The 16,837-nt window shown below is 38.3% G+C and carries 17 protein-coding genes; all 17 read right to left on the reverse strand.

Annotated elements, in window-relative coordinates:
* Window positions 1-18 precede the first annotated feature (18 nt).
* Window positions 19-705 (reverse strand): (d)CMP kinase, encoded by a 687-nt coding sequence (gene cmk / locus FLK20_RS00675; protein WP_152654634.1) that lies wholly within the window; start codon window positions 703-705, stop codon window positions 19-21.
* A gap of 198 nt (window positions 706-903) precedes the next feature.
* Entirely contained in the window at window positions 904-2,247 is a 1,344-nt protein-coding gene (gene ypeB / locus FLK20_RS00680) for a germination protein YpeB (RefSeq protein WP_152654635.1), read from the reverse strand.
* 16 nt (window positions 2,248-2,263) lie between these two features.
* Window positions 2,264-2,974 carry a spore cortex-lytic enzyme gene (gene sleB, locus FLK20_RS00685; RefSeq protein ID WP_227994822.1) on the reverse strand — a complete coding sequence of 237 codons (711 nt, stop codon included), beginning with the start codon at window positions 2,972-2,974 and terminating at the stop codon, window positions 2,264-2,266.
* Between the two features lie 303 nt (window positions 2,975-3,277).
* Window positions 3,278-3,955: a glutamic-type intramembrane protease PrsW gene (prsW, locus tag FLK20_RS00690; protein ID WP_152654637.1), complete on the reverse strand. Its 678-nt coding sequence runs from the start codon at window positions 3,953-3,955 to the stop codon at window positions 3,278-3,280.
* 22 nt (window positions 3,956-3,977) lie between these two features.
* Window positions 3,978-4,943 (reverse strand): asparaginase, encoded by a 966-nt coding sequence (locus FLK20_RS00695; protein ID WP_152654638.1) that lies wholly within the window; start codon window positions 4,941-4,943, stop codon window positions 3,978-3,980.
* Between the two features lie 133 nt (window positions 4,944-5,076).
* Window positions 5,077-6,048: a YpdA family putative bacillithiol disulfide reductase gene (locus tag FLK20_RS00700; protein ID WP_152654639.1), complete on the reverse strand. Its 972-nt coding sequence runs from the start codon at window positions 6,046-6,048 to the stop codon at window positions 5,077-5,079.
* Between the two features lie 303 nt (window positions 6,049-6,351).
* Window positions 6,352-7,635 carry a Glu/Leu/Phe/Val family dehydrogenase gene (locus FLK20_RS00705; RefSeq protein ID WP_152654640.1) on the reverse strand — a complete coding sequence of 428 codons (1,284 nt, stop codon included), beginning with the start codon at window positions 7,633-7,635 and terminating at the stop codon, window positions 6,352-6,354.
* Between the two features lie 162 nt (window positions 7,636-7,797).
* Window positions 7,798-8,385 (reverse strand): genetic competence negative regulator, encoded by a 588-nt coding sequence (locus FLK20_RS00710; protein WP_152654641.1) that lies wholly within the window; start codon window positions 8,383-8,385, stop codon window positions 7,798-7,800.
* 458 nt (window positions 8,386-8,843) lie between these two features.
* Window positions 8,844-9,122 (reverse strand): hypothetical protein, encoded by a 279-nt coding sequence (locus tag FLK20_RS00715; RefSeq protein ID WP_152654642.1) that lies wholly within the window; start codon window positions 9,120-9,122, stop codon window positions 8,844-8,846.
* 10 nt (window positions 9,123-9,132) lie between these two features.
* Complete coding sequence (locus tag FLK20_RS00720; RefSeq protein ID WP_152654643.1) at window positions 9,133-9,699, reverse strand: CPBP family intramembrane glutamic endopeptidase; 567 nt, start codon at window positions 9,697-9,699, stop codon at window positions 9,133-9,135.
* Complete coding sequence (locus tag FLK20_RS00725) at window positions 9,686-11,230, reverse strand: RecQ family ATP-dependent DNA helicase (RefSeq protein WP_152654644.1); 1,545 nt, start codon at window positions 11,228-11,230, stop codon at window positions 9,686-9,688. The genes FLK20_RS00720 and FLK20_RS00725 overlap by 14 nt, the downstream gene beginning before the upstream one ends.
* 12 nt (window positions 11,231-11,242) lie before the next feature.
* Window positions 11,243-12,286 carry a YpbB family protein gene (locus FLK20_RS00730; RefSeq protein WP_152654645.1) on the reverse strand — a complete coding sequence of 348 codons (1,044 nt, stop codon included), beginning with the start codon at window positions 12,284-12,286 and terminating at the stop codon, window positions 11,243-11,245.
* A 42-nt stretch (window positions 12,287-12,328) separates the two neighbouring features.
* Complete coding sequence (locus tag FLK20_RS00735) at window positions 12,329-13,063, reverse strand: YkgJ family cysteine cluster protein (protein ID WP_152654646.1); 735 nt, start codon at window positions 13,061-13,063, stop codon at window positions 12,329-12,331.
* 230 nt (window positions 13,064-13,293) lie between these two features.
* Window positions 13,294-13,800, reverse strand: a complete 507-nt coding sequence (locus FLK20_RS00740) for an ECF transporter S component (protein ID WP_152654647.1) — start codon at window positions 13,798-13,800, stop codon at window positions 13,294-13,296.
* A 3-nt stretch (window positions 13,801-13,803) separates the two neighbouring features.
* Window positions 13,804-14,235, reverse strand: coding sequence for a DUF4430 domain-containing protein (locus FLK20_RS00745; protein WP_152654648.1), 432 nt, complete (start codon window positions 14,233-14,235; stop codon window positions 13,804-13,806).
* 103 nt (window positions 14,236-14,338) lie between these two features.
* Window positions 14,339-16,093 carry an ATP-binding protein gene (locus FLK20_RS00750; protein ID WP_152654649.1) on the reverse strand — a complete coding sequence of 585 codons (1,755 nt, stop codon included), beginning with the start codon at window positions 16,091-16,093 and terminating at the stop codon, window positions 14,339-14,341.
* Window positions 16,093-16,809: a response regulator transcription factor gene (locus FLK20_RS00755; RefSeq protein ID WP_152654650.1), complete on the reverse strand. Its 717-nt coding sequence runs from the start codon at window positions 16,807-16,809 to the stop codon at window positions 16,093-16,095. Before FLK20_RS00755 ends, FLK20_RS00750 begins: the two co-directional genes overlap by 1 nt.
* Window positions 16,810-16,837 lie beyond the last annotated feature (28 nt).

Consider the following 16,837-nt stretch of genomic DNA (forward strand, 5'->3'; position numbering starts at 1 on the left):
GGCATTCGCCCAAAAGGCTCAGCGAATGCTGCGTTTTTTGATGAATGGCTGGCATATCGCGAGAATTTTTTCTGTCACATCATCAATAGACAAGGAAGTAGTATCCAATTCAATCGCATCCTCTGCTTTGACCAATGGAGATGCTTCACGGGTGGAATCAAGCTGATCCCGCTTCTCAATTTCCTGTTCCAGTGTATGTAAATCAGTAGGGATGCCTTTCTGTTTGTTTTCCTCGAAGCGGCGTTTTGCCCGTTCTTCTACAGAAGCAATAAGGAATATTTTCACATCCGCATCTGGCAATACATGAGACCCGATATCACGTCCATCCATCACAACACTGTGATCCTGAGCAAGCTCTTGCTGTGCTGACACCATTTTTTTTCGCACTAATGGATGCTTAGCTATGATAGAAACAGATGCTGTCACATCCGGATAGCGGATAACCTCGCTGACATCCTTTTCATTGATAAAGACACGCTGACCTTCTTCATGCTGCATAAGCCGGATATCGATCTGATTCAAAATTTTCATGACTGCTTGTTCATCTTCCAAATCAAGCTTCTCTTGAAGCGCCTGATAAGTAAGCGCTCTATACATGGCTCCTGTATCAACATAAATAATCCCCAGCTTTTTTGCAATCCGTTTAGCAACAGTACTTTTTCCTGCTGCCGCCGGACCATCAATTGCAATTGAAATACTCTCCATTCTCTTCACTCCTGCCATTAAAAGGCCTGACAATTGTCAAGCAAGTTCTGTACTACCTTATCATAACATATTCCTAAATTATTTAGCACGTTGCAAGGTTCTGCAGAATGTTCAACAAGTCCTGTTTTCAGCATGATTTAAAGAAAAACACCTTCGAAAAGAAACAGATAACTTTCGAAGGCATTTTTTAATGTTCTCTTATATCACAGAGTCGTAATTAATTTCAGCATCTGTCATTTTTTCGATTCTTTCTTCTGCTCCTGTCTCTGCATTAATAAATATCCTGTATGTCGCATCATCCCGTGTTCCTAAAAATTCATAAGTGAGCATCTCTTCTCCCTGACTATCATCAATAATCGCTAAATGACTCTCTTGGATAGTAACTCCCTGATTCACTGCATCACGGGCTTCTTCCTCTGTAATAGCAGGATCCGGTATATCGCGTTCAACATGATTTTTAAAATAATTATTTGCGGTCAGCCCTGTAATATCACCATTATCCAGAGCTACTTTTACCTCAACAGCATCCGAGAAAACGCGAACGCCATTATCTTCATAAAGGAAGGAGTATACACCAATCTGGTCGTATTCACTACTTTGGAAAAGCTCCATTTCATCAAATCCAAGCTCCGAAAGATAGTCCGCTGCAATTTCATAGCCTTCATTCAAGCTTACTTGCTTTTCGCCTATCTCCCTGGAAACAAGCAAGTTAAGCGGATGCCCGCCTTTCACTGTTAAATCTGCATAACCCCGTTCCCCATTTTCCTCATAGGAAATACTGTACATTGGTGTTAATGCGCCATCACCAGATGTTGTAATTGTCCAATCTGGTTCATTTTCTTTACCAAAAATGTTTGCCGCCTCCTCTAGCGCCTCTTCTTCTGTAAGGTCATCACCTGTTACATTTTTATAGGAATGATCCTTCGTTCTTGTACCGATCGAAGTGTCTTCCGGAGCACCTTCCGTAAAGCTGTCAAAAGAATCTTCTACAGCCTGGAAGCTATTGACAATCTCGTTATCCTTGGCATCGTCTGTGTTTAATAGCGCCTGTTCCACATCCATCCATTTCATTCCATTGTTCAAGGAAAGATGCTGCGCCTGCCTAAGCTCATCTCTTATCTCTCCTGACTGCTGATAGAATTCTTCCAATTGCGCAGTTTCTTCCTCTGTCAAAGGATCATCATCCAGGTTGCGAATCGCTGTCTGATAAGTGAAATCACCTAATTCTGATAAAAATTGCTCTGTCTTATGAATCGGCAATAGCCCCATTGGCAATTCACCAGCATTCGCATGCGCATTGGAACTGATTCGCCAAATATCAACAAACTGCGGTGACAATTTTTCCGGTGAATTCATTGCTAAGGAAGTTGCTATTTGATCATTTAATACATCCATGTGATAGGTAAGCTCATGGAAGGATCTTTGATATTCATTTTCTGCCTGTACATATAAATCATTTTTTTGCTGATTTGTATAATAGCCCCAGATGGATACGGAAATAAGGGCTACTGTTAATAATGCAATTGTAATCCAACGATACATTAGTGTTCACACCTTTCTAACTGCAGAATATATGTTTTCCAATCGTTTTAATCTGTGGTCTTGTCCAAATCCATCCGGAGGTTGCCGTATCCGGATTGAAATAATAAAGTGCGTTGCCGGAAGGATCCCAGCCGTTAATGGCATCAAGCACTGCTTCTTTTGCTCTTTCATTGGGTTCCAGCCATATCTGTCCATCTGCAACTGCAGTAAATGCTCTCGGTTCAAAAATAACTCCGGATACTGTGTCAGGAAATAACGGACTATTTAATCGATTGAGGATAACCGCTGCAACCGCTACTTGTCCTTCATAAGGTTCTCCCCTTGCTTCCCCATAAACCGCGTTTGCCATTAGTTGAATATCATTATTAGAATACCCTTGAGGAACATTTACCGAGCTGGTCGGCGTACTTTCTCCACCTCCATTGTTTCCACCTGATGGAGCAGTGCCATACATTTCCTGCTGCACTTTTTCTCTATCATAATTTGTTACCTGTGTGAGCTTATCCTTCGTTGTTTGTCCGGCCAGCCCATCGATTTCCATTCCGAATTCATATTGGAAATTTCTTAAAGCCCAGTAAGTCCCCCAGCCAAACACACCATCAATTTTGCCATTATAAAAACCAATATGCTTCAGTCTGGCTTGTAATTCAATAACGTCCTCGCCAACTGCTCCCTGTTGGATCACCTGATCACTAAATGCGCTTGTCTGTTCAGGTTTCGTAAACATAAATCCAGATAGTAATACCAAAAATGTTAAGGTATAAACCATGGGCTTGTGATGTCTTTTCATACTTATGCCTCCATTTTCTTCTCTATTGCCCCCCTTTCCTCCCTGCATGTGAAATCAATGGATGAAAGAGGGGATTAGAGAAATTTTTAACTAAGCCTATTTTTTGTGCAATTCTACTTTTTATTCATAAACAATGAAAATCAAATCAATTACTATTAGTGAATATCTTTTGTATCTCTCCAGCTAATGTATTTACCGTTTTTTTATCAAAAAAAAGCTGACGGATTTTTTCGTCAGCTTTTATTCCTTTTCTTTATGTATTTGCTCCGGGAGAAACCGAATATCATACATTCTGGCATGCTTTAATCGATAAATTGCAAAAATCCAGACAACAGCTAAAAATAGCGATAAGATAATAATAAATTGATTGAATGCAAGTAATATGTAGTTATAGATGCCATGTAATAAACATGGCAGTATAAATGCGATGGTTAAGTACGTGCGTCTGTATTTTGATTGCATTTTCGCCTTTCCTAAATAATATCCCATAATAATACCAAAAAGAGCATGCGAGGAGACGGGATACAGCGCACGCATCCATGCCAGCTCAACTCCATTTGATAATAAATAAAATACATTTTCCAAGGAAGCAAACCCGAGACTGATAGCACTGGCATAGACTATTCCATCATAGTGGTTATCAAATTCCTCATGCTGATAAATTAGGAACATGAACATAAACCACTTGAAGAACTCTTCTAAAAATGCGCTAAAAAGAAAGGCTTCTGCAACAATTGGGATATTGGTCAGCTCAGCCTGAATGCCGTACTGAATAAACATAATCGGCAGCACAATTAAAGCACCAGTAATAAACATCCGCGTTATCAGCCAAAGCGGTTCTGTGATGCGGTCACGTAAATAAATAAAAGTCATAAAAGCTACAGCAGGGGCTATACCAGCAGATAGAGCAGCTATCATTGATTCTTACTCCTCTTCTTAGTTACATATCAAATAAGTGTTCTAATTCCACATTACTTGCCAGTCCAACAAGAAGCTTTATTCTTGCTTTTTTACTATCATAATCTTTTCCTAAAAGAACACCATTTTCCATTAAATCGTACGTGCTTCCTTCATAATCATAGGTAGGATAAACCTCTCCTTCTACAGCCGAGGTCGTAATCACTACTTTTATTCCTTGCCGGATGCATTCTTTAATAGCAGGCATCATTGTCCGCGATACTTGTCCTCTGCCGACACCTTCCAAGATAAGACCATCTATGCCGCTGTCTATTGCTGCTTGAATATATTTTCCATCAGCGTCCATATATACTTTGATAATATCTACGGTCGGAAGCTCTTTTTTTAACTCCAAATGCTCACGGTATGTCGGCTTTTGAAATACGCGCACAGTATTATTATCAATGATACCTAAATAACCATAACCAAACGCATTAAAGCCTTGAATATTGGAAGCATGCTCTTTGCGAACATAGCGGGAATGGAAAATACGCTCATTGAATACAACCGTCACGCCAACATCCTTTAAATCCTCACTGCAAGCTGCCAGGACAGCATTTTTAATATTAATAAAGGAATCTGTACCTACTTCCTTAGGAGAACGCTGTGATCCAGTAAATACAATTGGGATGTTATAGTTTGAAATAAGATGCATAAAATAAGAAGCTTCTTCCAATGTATCCGTTCCTTGTGTAATAACAATACCATCAAAAGCTTCTTTATTTAAGTATTCGTCTAACTTTTCTTTGATTTGTATTAAATCCGAAAAATTTAAATGCATACTTGCCTTTTGAAAGAAAGAATCCACTGTTACCTGTATATTGTCTGGAATATCACATTTTTCAATAATATCTTCTCCAGTCAGAACACCTGAAGCTAATTTACCGCTTTTTTCATTTTCATCACTTGCAATCGTGCCGCCTGTTGCAATCATCAAGACCTTGTTCATGTAATTACCTTCTTTTTTATTAGTTATGTATATCGACATGAAAATACTGATTATATTTTATCGTGAGAGGTACAGAACCTCTCACGTATAGCTCAAAATTACTTTCTTTCATCGTATTTTTTGAGCAAGCACTTTAAGAGAAAATAGATGCAGCAATTTGTTCGCCATGAAAACGGCCGTTTTCAATAAATACTTTGTTATTATCATACCCGGCAGCCACAACACCTGCGATGTACAGGTTCTTCACATTCGTTTCCATCGTGTTCTCATCATGAACTGGCTTGCCATTTTCGAGGTTTATTTCTACACCAGCTTGCTTTAATAAGCTGTAATCTGGACGATAGCCTGTCATTGCAAAGACAAAATCATTTTCTATCGTTTTCTCCTGCCCATCTTTTTTATAAGTAAGATGTGTATCTGTTATCTCAGTAACGGATGCTTTAAAAACCATCTCTACTTTTCCATTTCGAATAAGTGATTCGAATTCGGGCAGAATCCATGGTTTAATACTCTCTGAATAACCATCGCCGCGATAAATCACTGTGACATGCGCCCCTGCTTTATGCAACTCCAGCGTCGCATCTACGGAAGAATTTTTACCGCCAATAACGGCAACCCTTTGATTAAAATATTCATGTGCTTCTTTAAAATAATGGGTTACCTTTGGCAATGATTCTCCCGGAATATCTAAATAATTTGGCTGATCATAATATCCTGTCGCCATAATTACTTTTTCAGCACAATATTCCTTCTCATCGCCGTTGCTCTTCACCGTTCTTAAGAAAAAAAGGTCTCCATCCTTTTCCAGATATACTAATTTTTCGAACGCATTTATGCGCAGTTCATTTCGCTCAGCAACTTCCCGATAATAGACCATTGCCTGGTTCCGCACTGGTTTTTGATTTTCAGAAATAAAAGGAATGCCCCCAATTTCTAAACGTTCACTTGAACTAAAGAATGTTTGGTGTGTTGGAAAGTTACTAATTGTTTGAACGACATTTCCTTTTTCAATTAATAATGGATGTTCCCCTTTTTTCTGAAGCTCTAATGCACATGCCATTCCACATGGACCAGCTCCAATAATAATAATCTTTTCGTTTAGCATTTCTTATCCTTCCTTCGTTCATCGCCTGGAAAAACGATTCCTTCACTTTCGATTCGTAAATCAATCGCTTTTTTCTTAGAGTCTCATGTTAATTTATCAATATCTATCGTACAACGAAGCTTACTGCATGGCAAATACAAAAGGTTATCTTCTTTAAATAGGATATTCACGTGCTTTAAGAAGACTTAAATAAATAAAAAACTCTTGGTATCGAAGAGTTTTTTATTTGTTTCTTTAGCTATTAGTATGTGACCTTCTTTTTACGCTGTATCCTGACTCAAGCGTAAAAAGCGATACGTTTTATTAAACCCAGCCCCGAAAACGGGATGCTTCGGCCATTTTTCTTACACCTACCATATAAGCTGCCAGCCGCATATCGATTTTTCTTGTTTTTGCCATATTGTATATGTTGTTAAAAGATTTAATCATGATTTCATGTAACCGTCTATCGATTTCTTCTTCGGACCAGTAGAAGCCTTGATTGTTCTGTACCCATTCAAAATAGGATACAGTAACTCCGCCTGCGGATGCCAGAACGTCCGGCACAATCAGAATATCTCTTTCTGTAAGAATTTTAGTGGCTTCCATTGTAGTTGGTCCATTTGCTGCCTCTACAATGATGGATGCTTTGATATTATGAGCGTTATCCCTTGTAATTTGATTTTCGACTGCAGCTGGAACAATAATATCACAATCGAGCTCAAATAATTCTTTATTGGTAATCGTTTTATCGAATAGCTTTGTTACTGTTCCGAAGCTATCCCGGCGATCCAGCAAATAATCAATATCTAAGCCTTTCGGGTCATGTAAAGCTCCATATGCATCAGAAATTGCGACAACTTTCGCACCGGCATCATGCAGAAATTTAGATAAGAAACTTCCTGCATTTCCGAACCCCTGAATAACGACGCGGGCACCCTTGATATCGATGCCTTTCTTTTTCGCTGCTTCATATAAAGCAATGGTTACCCCTTTAGCCGTAGCAGATTCTCTGCCGTGAGAACCGCCAAGAACAATTGGTTTTCCAGTAATGAAACCAGGATTATTTAATTTATCAATTTTACTGTATTCATCCATCATCCATGCCATGATTTGTGAATTCGTAAATACATCTGGAGCAGGAATGTCCTTTGTTGGACCAACGATCTGACTTACAGCCCGAACATAACCGCGGCTCAGCGCTTCCAACTCTCTAAAAGACATTTCTCTCGGGTCACAGATTATTCCGCCTTTTGCTCCTCCATAAGGCAAATCGACAATACCGGCTTTTAAGCTCATCCAGATTGAAAGTGCTTTCACTTCTGTTTCGGTAACATCCGGATGGAAGCGGATTCCTCCTTTGGTTGGTCCAATAGCGTCATTATGCTGTGCTCTGTAGCCGGTAAAAACTTTCACCTTTCCATCATCCATACGGACTGGGATACGGACTGTAAGCATACGCAAAGGATCTTTTAATAAATCAAATACTTCTTCAGGGTAACCAAGTTTATTTAATGCGGTTTCCACAATAGATAACGTTGAATTTAACACGTCTGTATTTTCTTGTTTTTGTTCTTGGGAAGCATCTCCTGCTTTATCGCCTGCCATTCATATTTACCCCCTACCATTATACAATGTTTTACTCATTCAAGAATTAGTATACACTTTCATACAAAATATGCAATGAAAGAGGTGATCGGCTGATAGTAAGATTTTATTCAAACAATATTCCTGGATCATCCTTTGTTTCTTCTTTTTAAATATCCTCTGTTATGAAGCAAAATAATGATTAATTTTAGAGATAGCATCTTTTTCAAAAATAACCTTACCGTACTCCTGTAAACGATGTGAGGTTAATATGCTTGGATGAGCAAATTCAGACATCAGTCCAATAATATTTTCTTTATGGCTGACCGTATGCACGTCAGGGTCCAGCGTCATAAAATAGCGATTTTCCAGAAAATATACATTTGATTCTTTGAATTGCATATTCGATAAATAACCTGCTACTGAAATAACATCTTCAAAATCATCAAATGAGAAAATAAGCTCCTTGCTTTCATCAAGTGTCACTTTCATCTCAATGTATTCATCATCTATTTCTATATCAGCATCGTCATATTGATGCGTAACAAAAATATGCATTCCTTGAGCTTGCATGAGATGTACCTGAACAAGTAGCATTCCTTCAAACTCCATTCCCAGCTCACTGCTTGCTTCATACATCATATCACTGAACAGCGTACGAACATTAGATGCATCATGCCATAAGTCCTCACGGGTAAACCCTCTTTCTATAAGATCATCGAACGTCAGAAAAATTTTAAACTGGTCTGTAGAAATTCGTTCGATCCGCATACTGCATCCCCCTTATCTTCTTCGCTTTTGCAACAAGTATTAATATTAATATATGCATTATTTTCAAATGATGAACACAACCTGCCTGTATCGTTTTAAAAATGGTCGTATGAAATGTATTTATTGTAGTGCGCGCTCAAAAGTGCTGAATTGGTTCTGAAGGTCAAGGAGATATGATTTTTTAAACGTGTTTCCCGTATGTTGTGATGATTTCTTTGTTGTCCACACAACGTGGAAAACTTAACAGAAATTCCCCTGCGCTTTTCAATATGCGAGTAACGCTTTTCGGTGAACAAGTAATCTCCTGGTCCCATCGGAAAAATCATATCAACTAAAGAGTTCGCCGCTTATCATTTGTGGACTTTTTGAACATCCTCTTGTATATTTTTTTCATTTGCTTGTACATTAATTATAACATTTTATGCGTTTGTTGAATCATATTATGCTTACCCGGAAAATTAAATAATCCAAACAATAACACCTGCAAGAGCCAGAAGTAAAACAACAATAAAAATAAAGCGCAGTAAAGAAAGGTTTAGTTTAAACTGTATTTTGTTATTGCTTTTATGTACTTCGTTTCTTGGAGGCAAGTTTAAAATATCTATTTCAACAGCAGCCTGATTCAGTTGTTCAGCTTCATCTTGCATAGCTTGTTCTGTTTCCTCTGATTTATGCTCTATAACGTCTTCAACAGCTTGTCTTAATGCTTCTGCTTGATCATTTTGCTTAGTGCTCAAAGCCATCACCTCATTTCTTTAACCGTATAACTAAACCGAGTAGAAAGTCAATAAAAAAATGCATGACAATGGGGGCAATTAAATTACCTGTGTGCTTGTACACCCAGCCGATATAAAAGCTTAGCAACAGAACAGCAAAAAATAGTAAAGGTTTCTTTAAATATCGTATATGAACGACTGCAAAAAGTATACTTGCAAATGTATATCCAAAAGTTGTTTGAATCACACCTCTAAATAAAAATTCTTCACAAATCGCTACGGTGAGTGTAAATACAAATATAAAGCTGAGCGGCTGATTTTTAAATATGAGCTCGTTAATCCCGCCATCATCCCACCATGTTTTTGGTGTTAGATATACAATAGCTAGTTCCATCAGGACAACAATAACTGCAGATAAGAATCCGAAGATAAATATTTCCTTTATATTCCATTTGAAAAGCGTCATCCAATCAAAAAATGAATCAAACAGGAAAAAGCTTAAAACAATTGCTAATAATAAAAATAAGCCTTGCGAGAGAAATAATTGTATCCTTAACTCTTTTTTGGACAATTGCTTGATCAGATCATACTGTTTCATCTTGCGCCTCTTCTAAATTCAAGGTTCTTTGAAGCTTTTTGCGCCAGTCAGCAGGATGAAATGCTTCTGTAGCCTGAAATGATAATTTGGGCTGCCATCTGCTCCAATCAAAACCACAATTACTGCAGCATTGATCCAGAGGCTCCTTAAATTCATCCTGGAAAGACTGGTAAAGTGTTTTCCGCAAACAAGCTTTTGTCTGAACCCACTGATATAATTCATTCAGCTTGCTGTTTTTATATCGCTTCCGTTTTTCTAAATAATTCATCACACTGCCTCTAACCTGCTGCCATTTTGCATCATCTATCATCCACTTGTTATCATGAATGAGTCCATGTTTTTGCAGCTGCCTTTGAATAAACCGGACTGCTCCCTCCTGGAGATCAAGAAGTGTATGCATTTGTTCAGGAGGTGGTATATCCATATGATTATGCTGACAGGTCAAGATCATCGTAATCAAACGGTCAATCTCCTCCATCGCCGGCAGTTCATTTTTCACCATGCTTGCTGACAAACGGAAATCCCCTTTTTGATAAAGAATAACGCCAACGCTTGATTTCCCGTCTCTTCCGGCTCTTCCTGCCTCCTGAATATAAGATTCCACCTGCAACGGAAGGTGATAGTGAACGACCAGTCTGATATCCGGCTTATTGATTCCCATTCCAAAGGCGCTTGTACAGCAAATGATATCTATTTGATTATTCATAAACTGCTGCTGAATTCGCAGGCGTTCCGTTGCTTCCATGCCGCCATGGTAATAAGCAATTTTTCGATCCGGGAGCTTGGCAGCAAGGGACAGAGCAACCTCTTCAGCAGCCTGTCTGCTAGTAAAATAAATTAACGCGGGAACGAAATAATATTTTGTAATTCCTACAATACGCTCTAATTTTTCTTGGTCATTTTCCACTTCTTCCACACAAAAAGCGATATTTTCCCGATCCATTGGATAGATATGCTTTTTCATATTCGGCTTATGCAAGCTTTGCAAAATATCCGCCTGCACATCTGGAGTTGCTGTGGCACTTAGTGCTAACACTGGGGGGTTACCTAAAGCTTCTATTCCTTCATGCAGCCGCTGATAATCTGGGCGAAACTCATGTCCCCATTGTGATATACAATGAGCTTCATCCACCACAAATAGTTTAATGGGCAGCTGCTGCAAATAATTTTGATGGCTTCTTTTTTGCAGCCACTCTGGTGAAACATAGATAAGCCGGAACGCATCCAAACTTTTTAGAACTCTCTGCTGCTCCTGAAAAGGTAGAAAACTGTTTAATGCAATGACTTCTTTAAAGCCAGCCGCTTTTAATTCCTTTACCTGATCAATCATTAGAGATATTAACGGAGATACAACAACGGTTATGCCATCCAGCAGTTTTGCAGGAAGCTGATAGCAGATTGATTTTCCGGAGCCTGTCGGCAATACACCGAGTACATCCTTTCCCTGCAGGACATCAGAAATGATTTCCTTCTGCCCTTCACGAAAAAAATCATAATGAAAATAATGATTCAATGCTTCTTCTAAAAGCATTATTCTTACCTCCTACTTCTTGTACAGGATCAATGCCAAACGAATTTGAAAGTAACTGATTTCTGGATGGACATGATTTTTAATTTCTTTTAAACGATAGGTCTGTTTATTATATACGGCTGTTTTAATTTCTTCATAAATTGCAGAATCTAAATAATCAAAAAAAGGAAATTCATCCTCATGCATAGCAATTTCTACGAGATGATCCTGTATTGTATTTGCCTTTAATCGGCGAATTTTCATAATTTCTTCAAGAGAGTGCTGCTTTTGCAATAAACGAAGCGTAAATTGTGCAGTTTGACTTAAAGGTGTTTCAGCAGTGTGTAAATGTTTCGTAAAAAGCTTGAGTATTGGATAATTTTCACTGTTCGTTTGTACATTTAGCAAATGATAAAATGACTTTTGTAAAGTCAGGTAGCAATCCGGAATCGAAAGCCGGTAATCTTGTGAAAGCTGCTGCAAACTGCTCCCATAGGAATAGTAGCTCGTGATGCGATCCACAAACATGGAAGCTTCCAGATCAGACAGCCCGGATAACGCCTGTTCCAGCTCCTTATATAGCTGTTGCAGTACCTCTGTTGAGCGGTGCTTATATTGTGTGTAAAAGTCTTTAATAAATCGCTCAATATCATGATTATCTGTGATGGGAATAAATCGATAATGATTCTTGGCCGTATTCGTGAAAGTCTGAATAAAAAGCAGTAACCGCTGTTTAAAAGGCTCCAGCATATTTTTGTATTTCGATCCGTAAAAGCCGTCAAGGCTTTCTTTATAAGATGTGAGCCAAGCTTTTCCCTTTTCTGTGATTTGTAGCTTTTGCTCCTCACCATCCGCTTCCAGTAAATAATCCAACTTTAGTAATTGTTGAAGCTGCTGAAGATATTCTGCTTTTGTTAAGCCAGGATAAATGCCATAATAATTACCCATATGATAAAATCTTGCATCCTGTATCGTCTGAATAGCTTTTTTTCCAATTAACAGGTTGTAAATACTGGAAGACGTACGCTCCTGATTTATTTTTTGAAAACAATCGATAAGAATTCCTCGGAAAAGCATCCGGTCACCACCATTCGTCTGAAATATCCTTGCAAAAGACAGCTATTGGTTAATTTTTTTCATCCAATTTATTAATAAATCTTCCTGATATAAATCACCAGGGTAATCGATTTTTTCTATCTTTTCATTTTCATACAGATACTGTAATAATTCATTGATAGCTCCCATATATTCCTGATACAAGAATTCATAGCTGATCGTTTCTTTCGGCATGACATTAGCCGAGCAAACTTTAGGGTCCGTATAGTTCACATAGGTTCTGCACGGCAATGGGCGCACTTCATAAATCATGCAGGCATTTGTCTCCAAGTTCAGGAATGGGCAGGGGAGATTTTCTTTTTTGTATCTATATTTTGCATCTGAATCAGAAGCCCAATCGATCCTGCCCAGCCGTTCAACCTTTTCCTCATAAGTTTGATAGTATTGAACAAGGTGATTTTCAATAAAATGCCTCCTATCCGCAGGCATTTTTGAAATAGCATCTTTTATAAGCGCTGCTTCCATTTTATTTGTAACAATAGGAAAATAACAGCAAAAAGCACAGCCCATCTGACATGTCGGCACAAGCTCAGCTGTTGTTTCCATCTCGCTGATTTCTTCACTTACTGCCTTCAATAATTGGGCAAATGCTTCTGCGATTTTATGATCGGCTGATATTTCTTCATTATCTAGTATACAATCAACTATTTTATCGAAGCGCTTTTGATTAATTTCATATGTTGTATTTATTTCCTCGCATTTGAGCAGGATTTCTTCGTAGGTTAAAAATTTAGACATTCGTTAAACTCCTATTTTTATATATGAAAAAGGAAAATTTTCATATCGTAAAGATTGATTTTATTTTCAAGGAAAAGTATATCATGAATAATGGATTGTATATATATTTGAGGATTAAGGCTTATAAAAAACATACGGAGTGAATAAGGGCTCTTTTTCAGTGTTTATGAAGAAAGCTGCGAATTCATATGATAATGAGCGGATTCGCAGCTTTTTTTCATACTTACTACTTACATCATACGAAATTTACCTTTGGCATACCTTTGCAGCAGTGTATGAAGTAATGGATATAAAAGAAAGGTAAATACAGCGTTACCAATGGCATGTGCTGTATCAAAAGGAAGACCGGCCAAATAATACGGCCAAAAGTGCCCTGTTATCTGGTATGTCGTCAAGGAAATGATAAATCCATAAAAATAACCGCTGAACACAGCAAAAAGGATAATAAAAAGGAATGGAACCTTTTTCCATACACTTCCTATGATTCCTGCTGTTAAACCGATAATACACCATGCAAGTATTTGCCAGATAGTCCAGATTCCCATTCCAAGCAGCATATTTGAAAGAAATACAACTAAAATTCCCAGAATAACAGATGACAACGAACCAAGAAAAATCCCTGTTAAAATAATAACTGCTGTAATGGGCTGGACATTAGGGATAAATTGAAACGCATATCTGCCGATGACAGCCAGAGCTGCGAGCAGCGCCAATAATGTCAGCTTGTATAGGTTCATCTTTTATTCCATTGTTTGCAAATCAAAGATAATTTCCTCGCCGCCATTCAGCTCATATTCTCCAGCTCCAACCTGTGCAGCTTCACCATTTACAGAGTACATCCAATACTTTCCTTCATTAGCATCATCTGATACCCGCTCGATAGAAGTAATGAACCCGCTGTCTTCTTCAACATAGAAAGCATCCTTCAGCACATCTAAAAGAATGTCTCCTTCTTCCACCTGAACAACTTGTTCTGATACATACTGACTTCCCTCATCAATCGTTATCGTTAAACGTACTTCATCTTCAGCAAGCTCCTGATCGTTTCCGCTTGATTCATTGGTGCTGACAGTAGTATTCGAATTTTCATTTTCTTCTTCATTGTTACCGCAGGCTGCCATAAAAACAAAAGATAAGAGCATAATACCTAAAAATTTCAACCACTTCTTCATTTTTAATCTCCCTTCATAATCAAATCCCTTTTACCGTGAAGAAAGCCTGCTTCGCTGACAGGCTAAGTTTTATATATCCTTATATTATCATAACTATCATTTTTTAGGAATGTTTCATAGGTACTTCAAAACTAAAGGTTGTACCAATATCAAGCTTACTTCTAACCTGAATTTTCCCTTGGTGTGCTTCAATGATATTTCGGGCAATAGCTAACCCTAATCCCGTTCCTTGCTTCTCTTTCTTCACTCGTGACTTATCTGCTTTGTAAAAGCGTTCAAAAACAAATGGCAGATCTTCTTCAGGGATACCGCTGCCATTGTCCTCCACTTCTATATGAAGGAAATCGGAATTACTAAGTGCATATACTTTCACTTTTCCGCCTTTCCTTGAATGACGGAGTGCATTATCAATTAAATTGGTTAATACCTGCTCGATTCGATCTGGATCCATTTCACCAATTTGTTCCTGCATATCTAACGTTAAAGAAAGCTCTACTTCATTTTCCGCGGCAAGTCCTTGGAACTTATGAACAATACGCTCTACAAATGCCTGAACAGCAACAGAATCCATATGGAGCTGGATTTGACCTGCTTCCATTCTGGCTAAATCAAGTAACTCATTGACAAGTCTGCCCATCCGGAGAGATTCTTCATAAATAATCTTAGCCAGCTCATTCTTATCTTCCTTTGTTTCGGCAATATCATCGACAATTGCCTCACTATAGCCCTGCAGCATGGAAATAGGTGTACGTAATTCATGCGAAACATTTGCGATAAAGTCTTTTCGCAGTTTATCAAGCCGGCGTTCCTCTGTCATATCACGAACAACAGCGACACAGCCCCGGACATGCGATTCGTCATATAAAGGCGTAACAAGCATTACATAGTTTCTGCCTTGTACAACCGATTCCTTTAAAACAGCCCTTTCTTCGGCAATTACTTTATTAAGCGCATCCTTGAGCTCAGTCGGAAGCTGCCTTTTTGTCTCTTCGTCCTGATTATGTTCATAGTTCCAGTTATCCAAATAAGCTTCTGCAGGCGGATTGATGACAACAATTTCACCATCCCTATTCAGTGTAAATACACCATCTGCCATTGAGCTGACAATACTTGATAATTGTTCTTTCTCCTGCCTTAAGGCCTGAATATGATAATTGAGCTGACTGCCCATCCGATTAAATTCTATTGCTAAATCACCAATTTCATCACGTGTTAAAACAGGTACTTTGGTGTTAAATTCGCCACGGGTCAGATTATAAGCTGCTTCCCGCATTTTCATTAATGGTGCAGTAATTCGCGATGATAAAAATACAGCAAAAAATGTTGTTAGCAGAATTGCAATCCCGCCACTCAGCAAGATCAGCTTTGTTGTTTGATCTCTTGTTTCATTAATCATATCCAAAGATTTAAACACAAACACAGCCCCTCCATTTTCTAGAGGGGAGCCTACGGAAATTATTTCATTATTATCTACAACTAAGCCTTGAGAGCCTTGTGATGTGATTTGCCCCAGCAGCTCCTGTGCTTCTGTATCATTTAACATCCATGAAGCATCGATAAAATCCAAGTCTGTATCTTCGGTGTTAGAAATCCATTGCTCTTCTCCTGAATAATAAATGACTACGCGGCTGGTAGGATCTCTCAGTACCTCCGTGGCATCCTCAATAAATTCCAAATCATAATCCGAATCAACCAATGAAGATATTTTCTCGGACATTTGTGTCATGTCATTTTCAGCTTCTTGTATATGGTAGTTTTCAAAGAACTGCATTAAAAAAAACATTAAAACACTTAAAACAAAAGAGACTAATAACAGAATCGTTAATGATAATTTTCCTACAACACTTTTCCAAAACATCAGTCGTGTTCAACCTCAAACTTATAGCCAATGCCCCAGACAGTTACAATCATTTTCGCTGCTTGCGGGGAAACAGAATTTAATTTTTCGCGTAATCGTTTAACATGCGTGTCTACGGTACGAAGGTCGCCGAAGAATTCATACTGCCACACTTCTTTTAATAATTGCTCACGATTAAATACTTTATCCGGTGAATTTGCTAAAAAACAAAGCAGCTCATATTCTTTTGGTGTTAAGCTGACCTCCTGATTATCGGCTGTAACCCGGTGTCCATCATGATCAATGGTTAAATGCGGAAATACTAATAAGTTTTTGGCAGTCGTATCTGACTGATGATAATTTAAGTTGGAAACCCGGCGTAAAATTGCTTTCACCCGCAATACAGCTTCTCTCGGGCTGAATGGTTTCACAATATAATCATCTGCCCCTACTTCAAAGCCCTGTACACGGTTCGATTCTTCTCCGCGTGCCGTCAGCATAATAACTGGCGTATCCTTTTCTTTTTTCAGCTCTTCACAAACTTCAATACCGTCCATTTCCGGCATCATAATATCCAAAATAATCGCACTGTAATTATTTTGCAAAGCCATTTCTAAAGCCGTTTTTCCATCGGCTGCTTCATCTATTTCAAAATCTTCTTTTTCCAAGTACATTTTTATTAAACGCCGAATTCTTTCTTCGTCATCTACAACTAATAGCTTCTGTGCTTCACTCATTTGTATTTCACTCCTCATATCAACTCTA

The sequence above is a fragment of the Oceanobacillus sp. CFH 90083 genome (genome assembly GCF_009389585.1).
Lineage (GTDB): Bacteria > Bacillota > Bacilli > Bacillales > Amphibacillaceae > Oceanobacillus.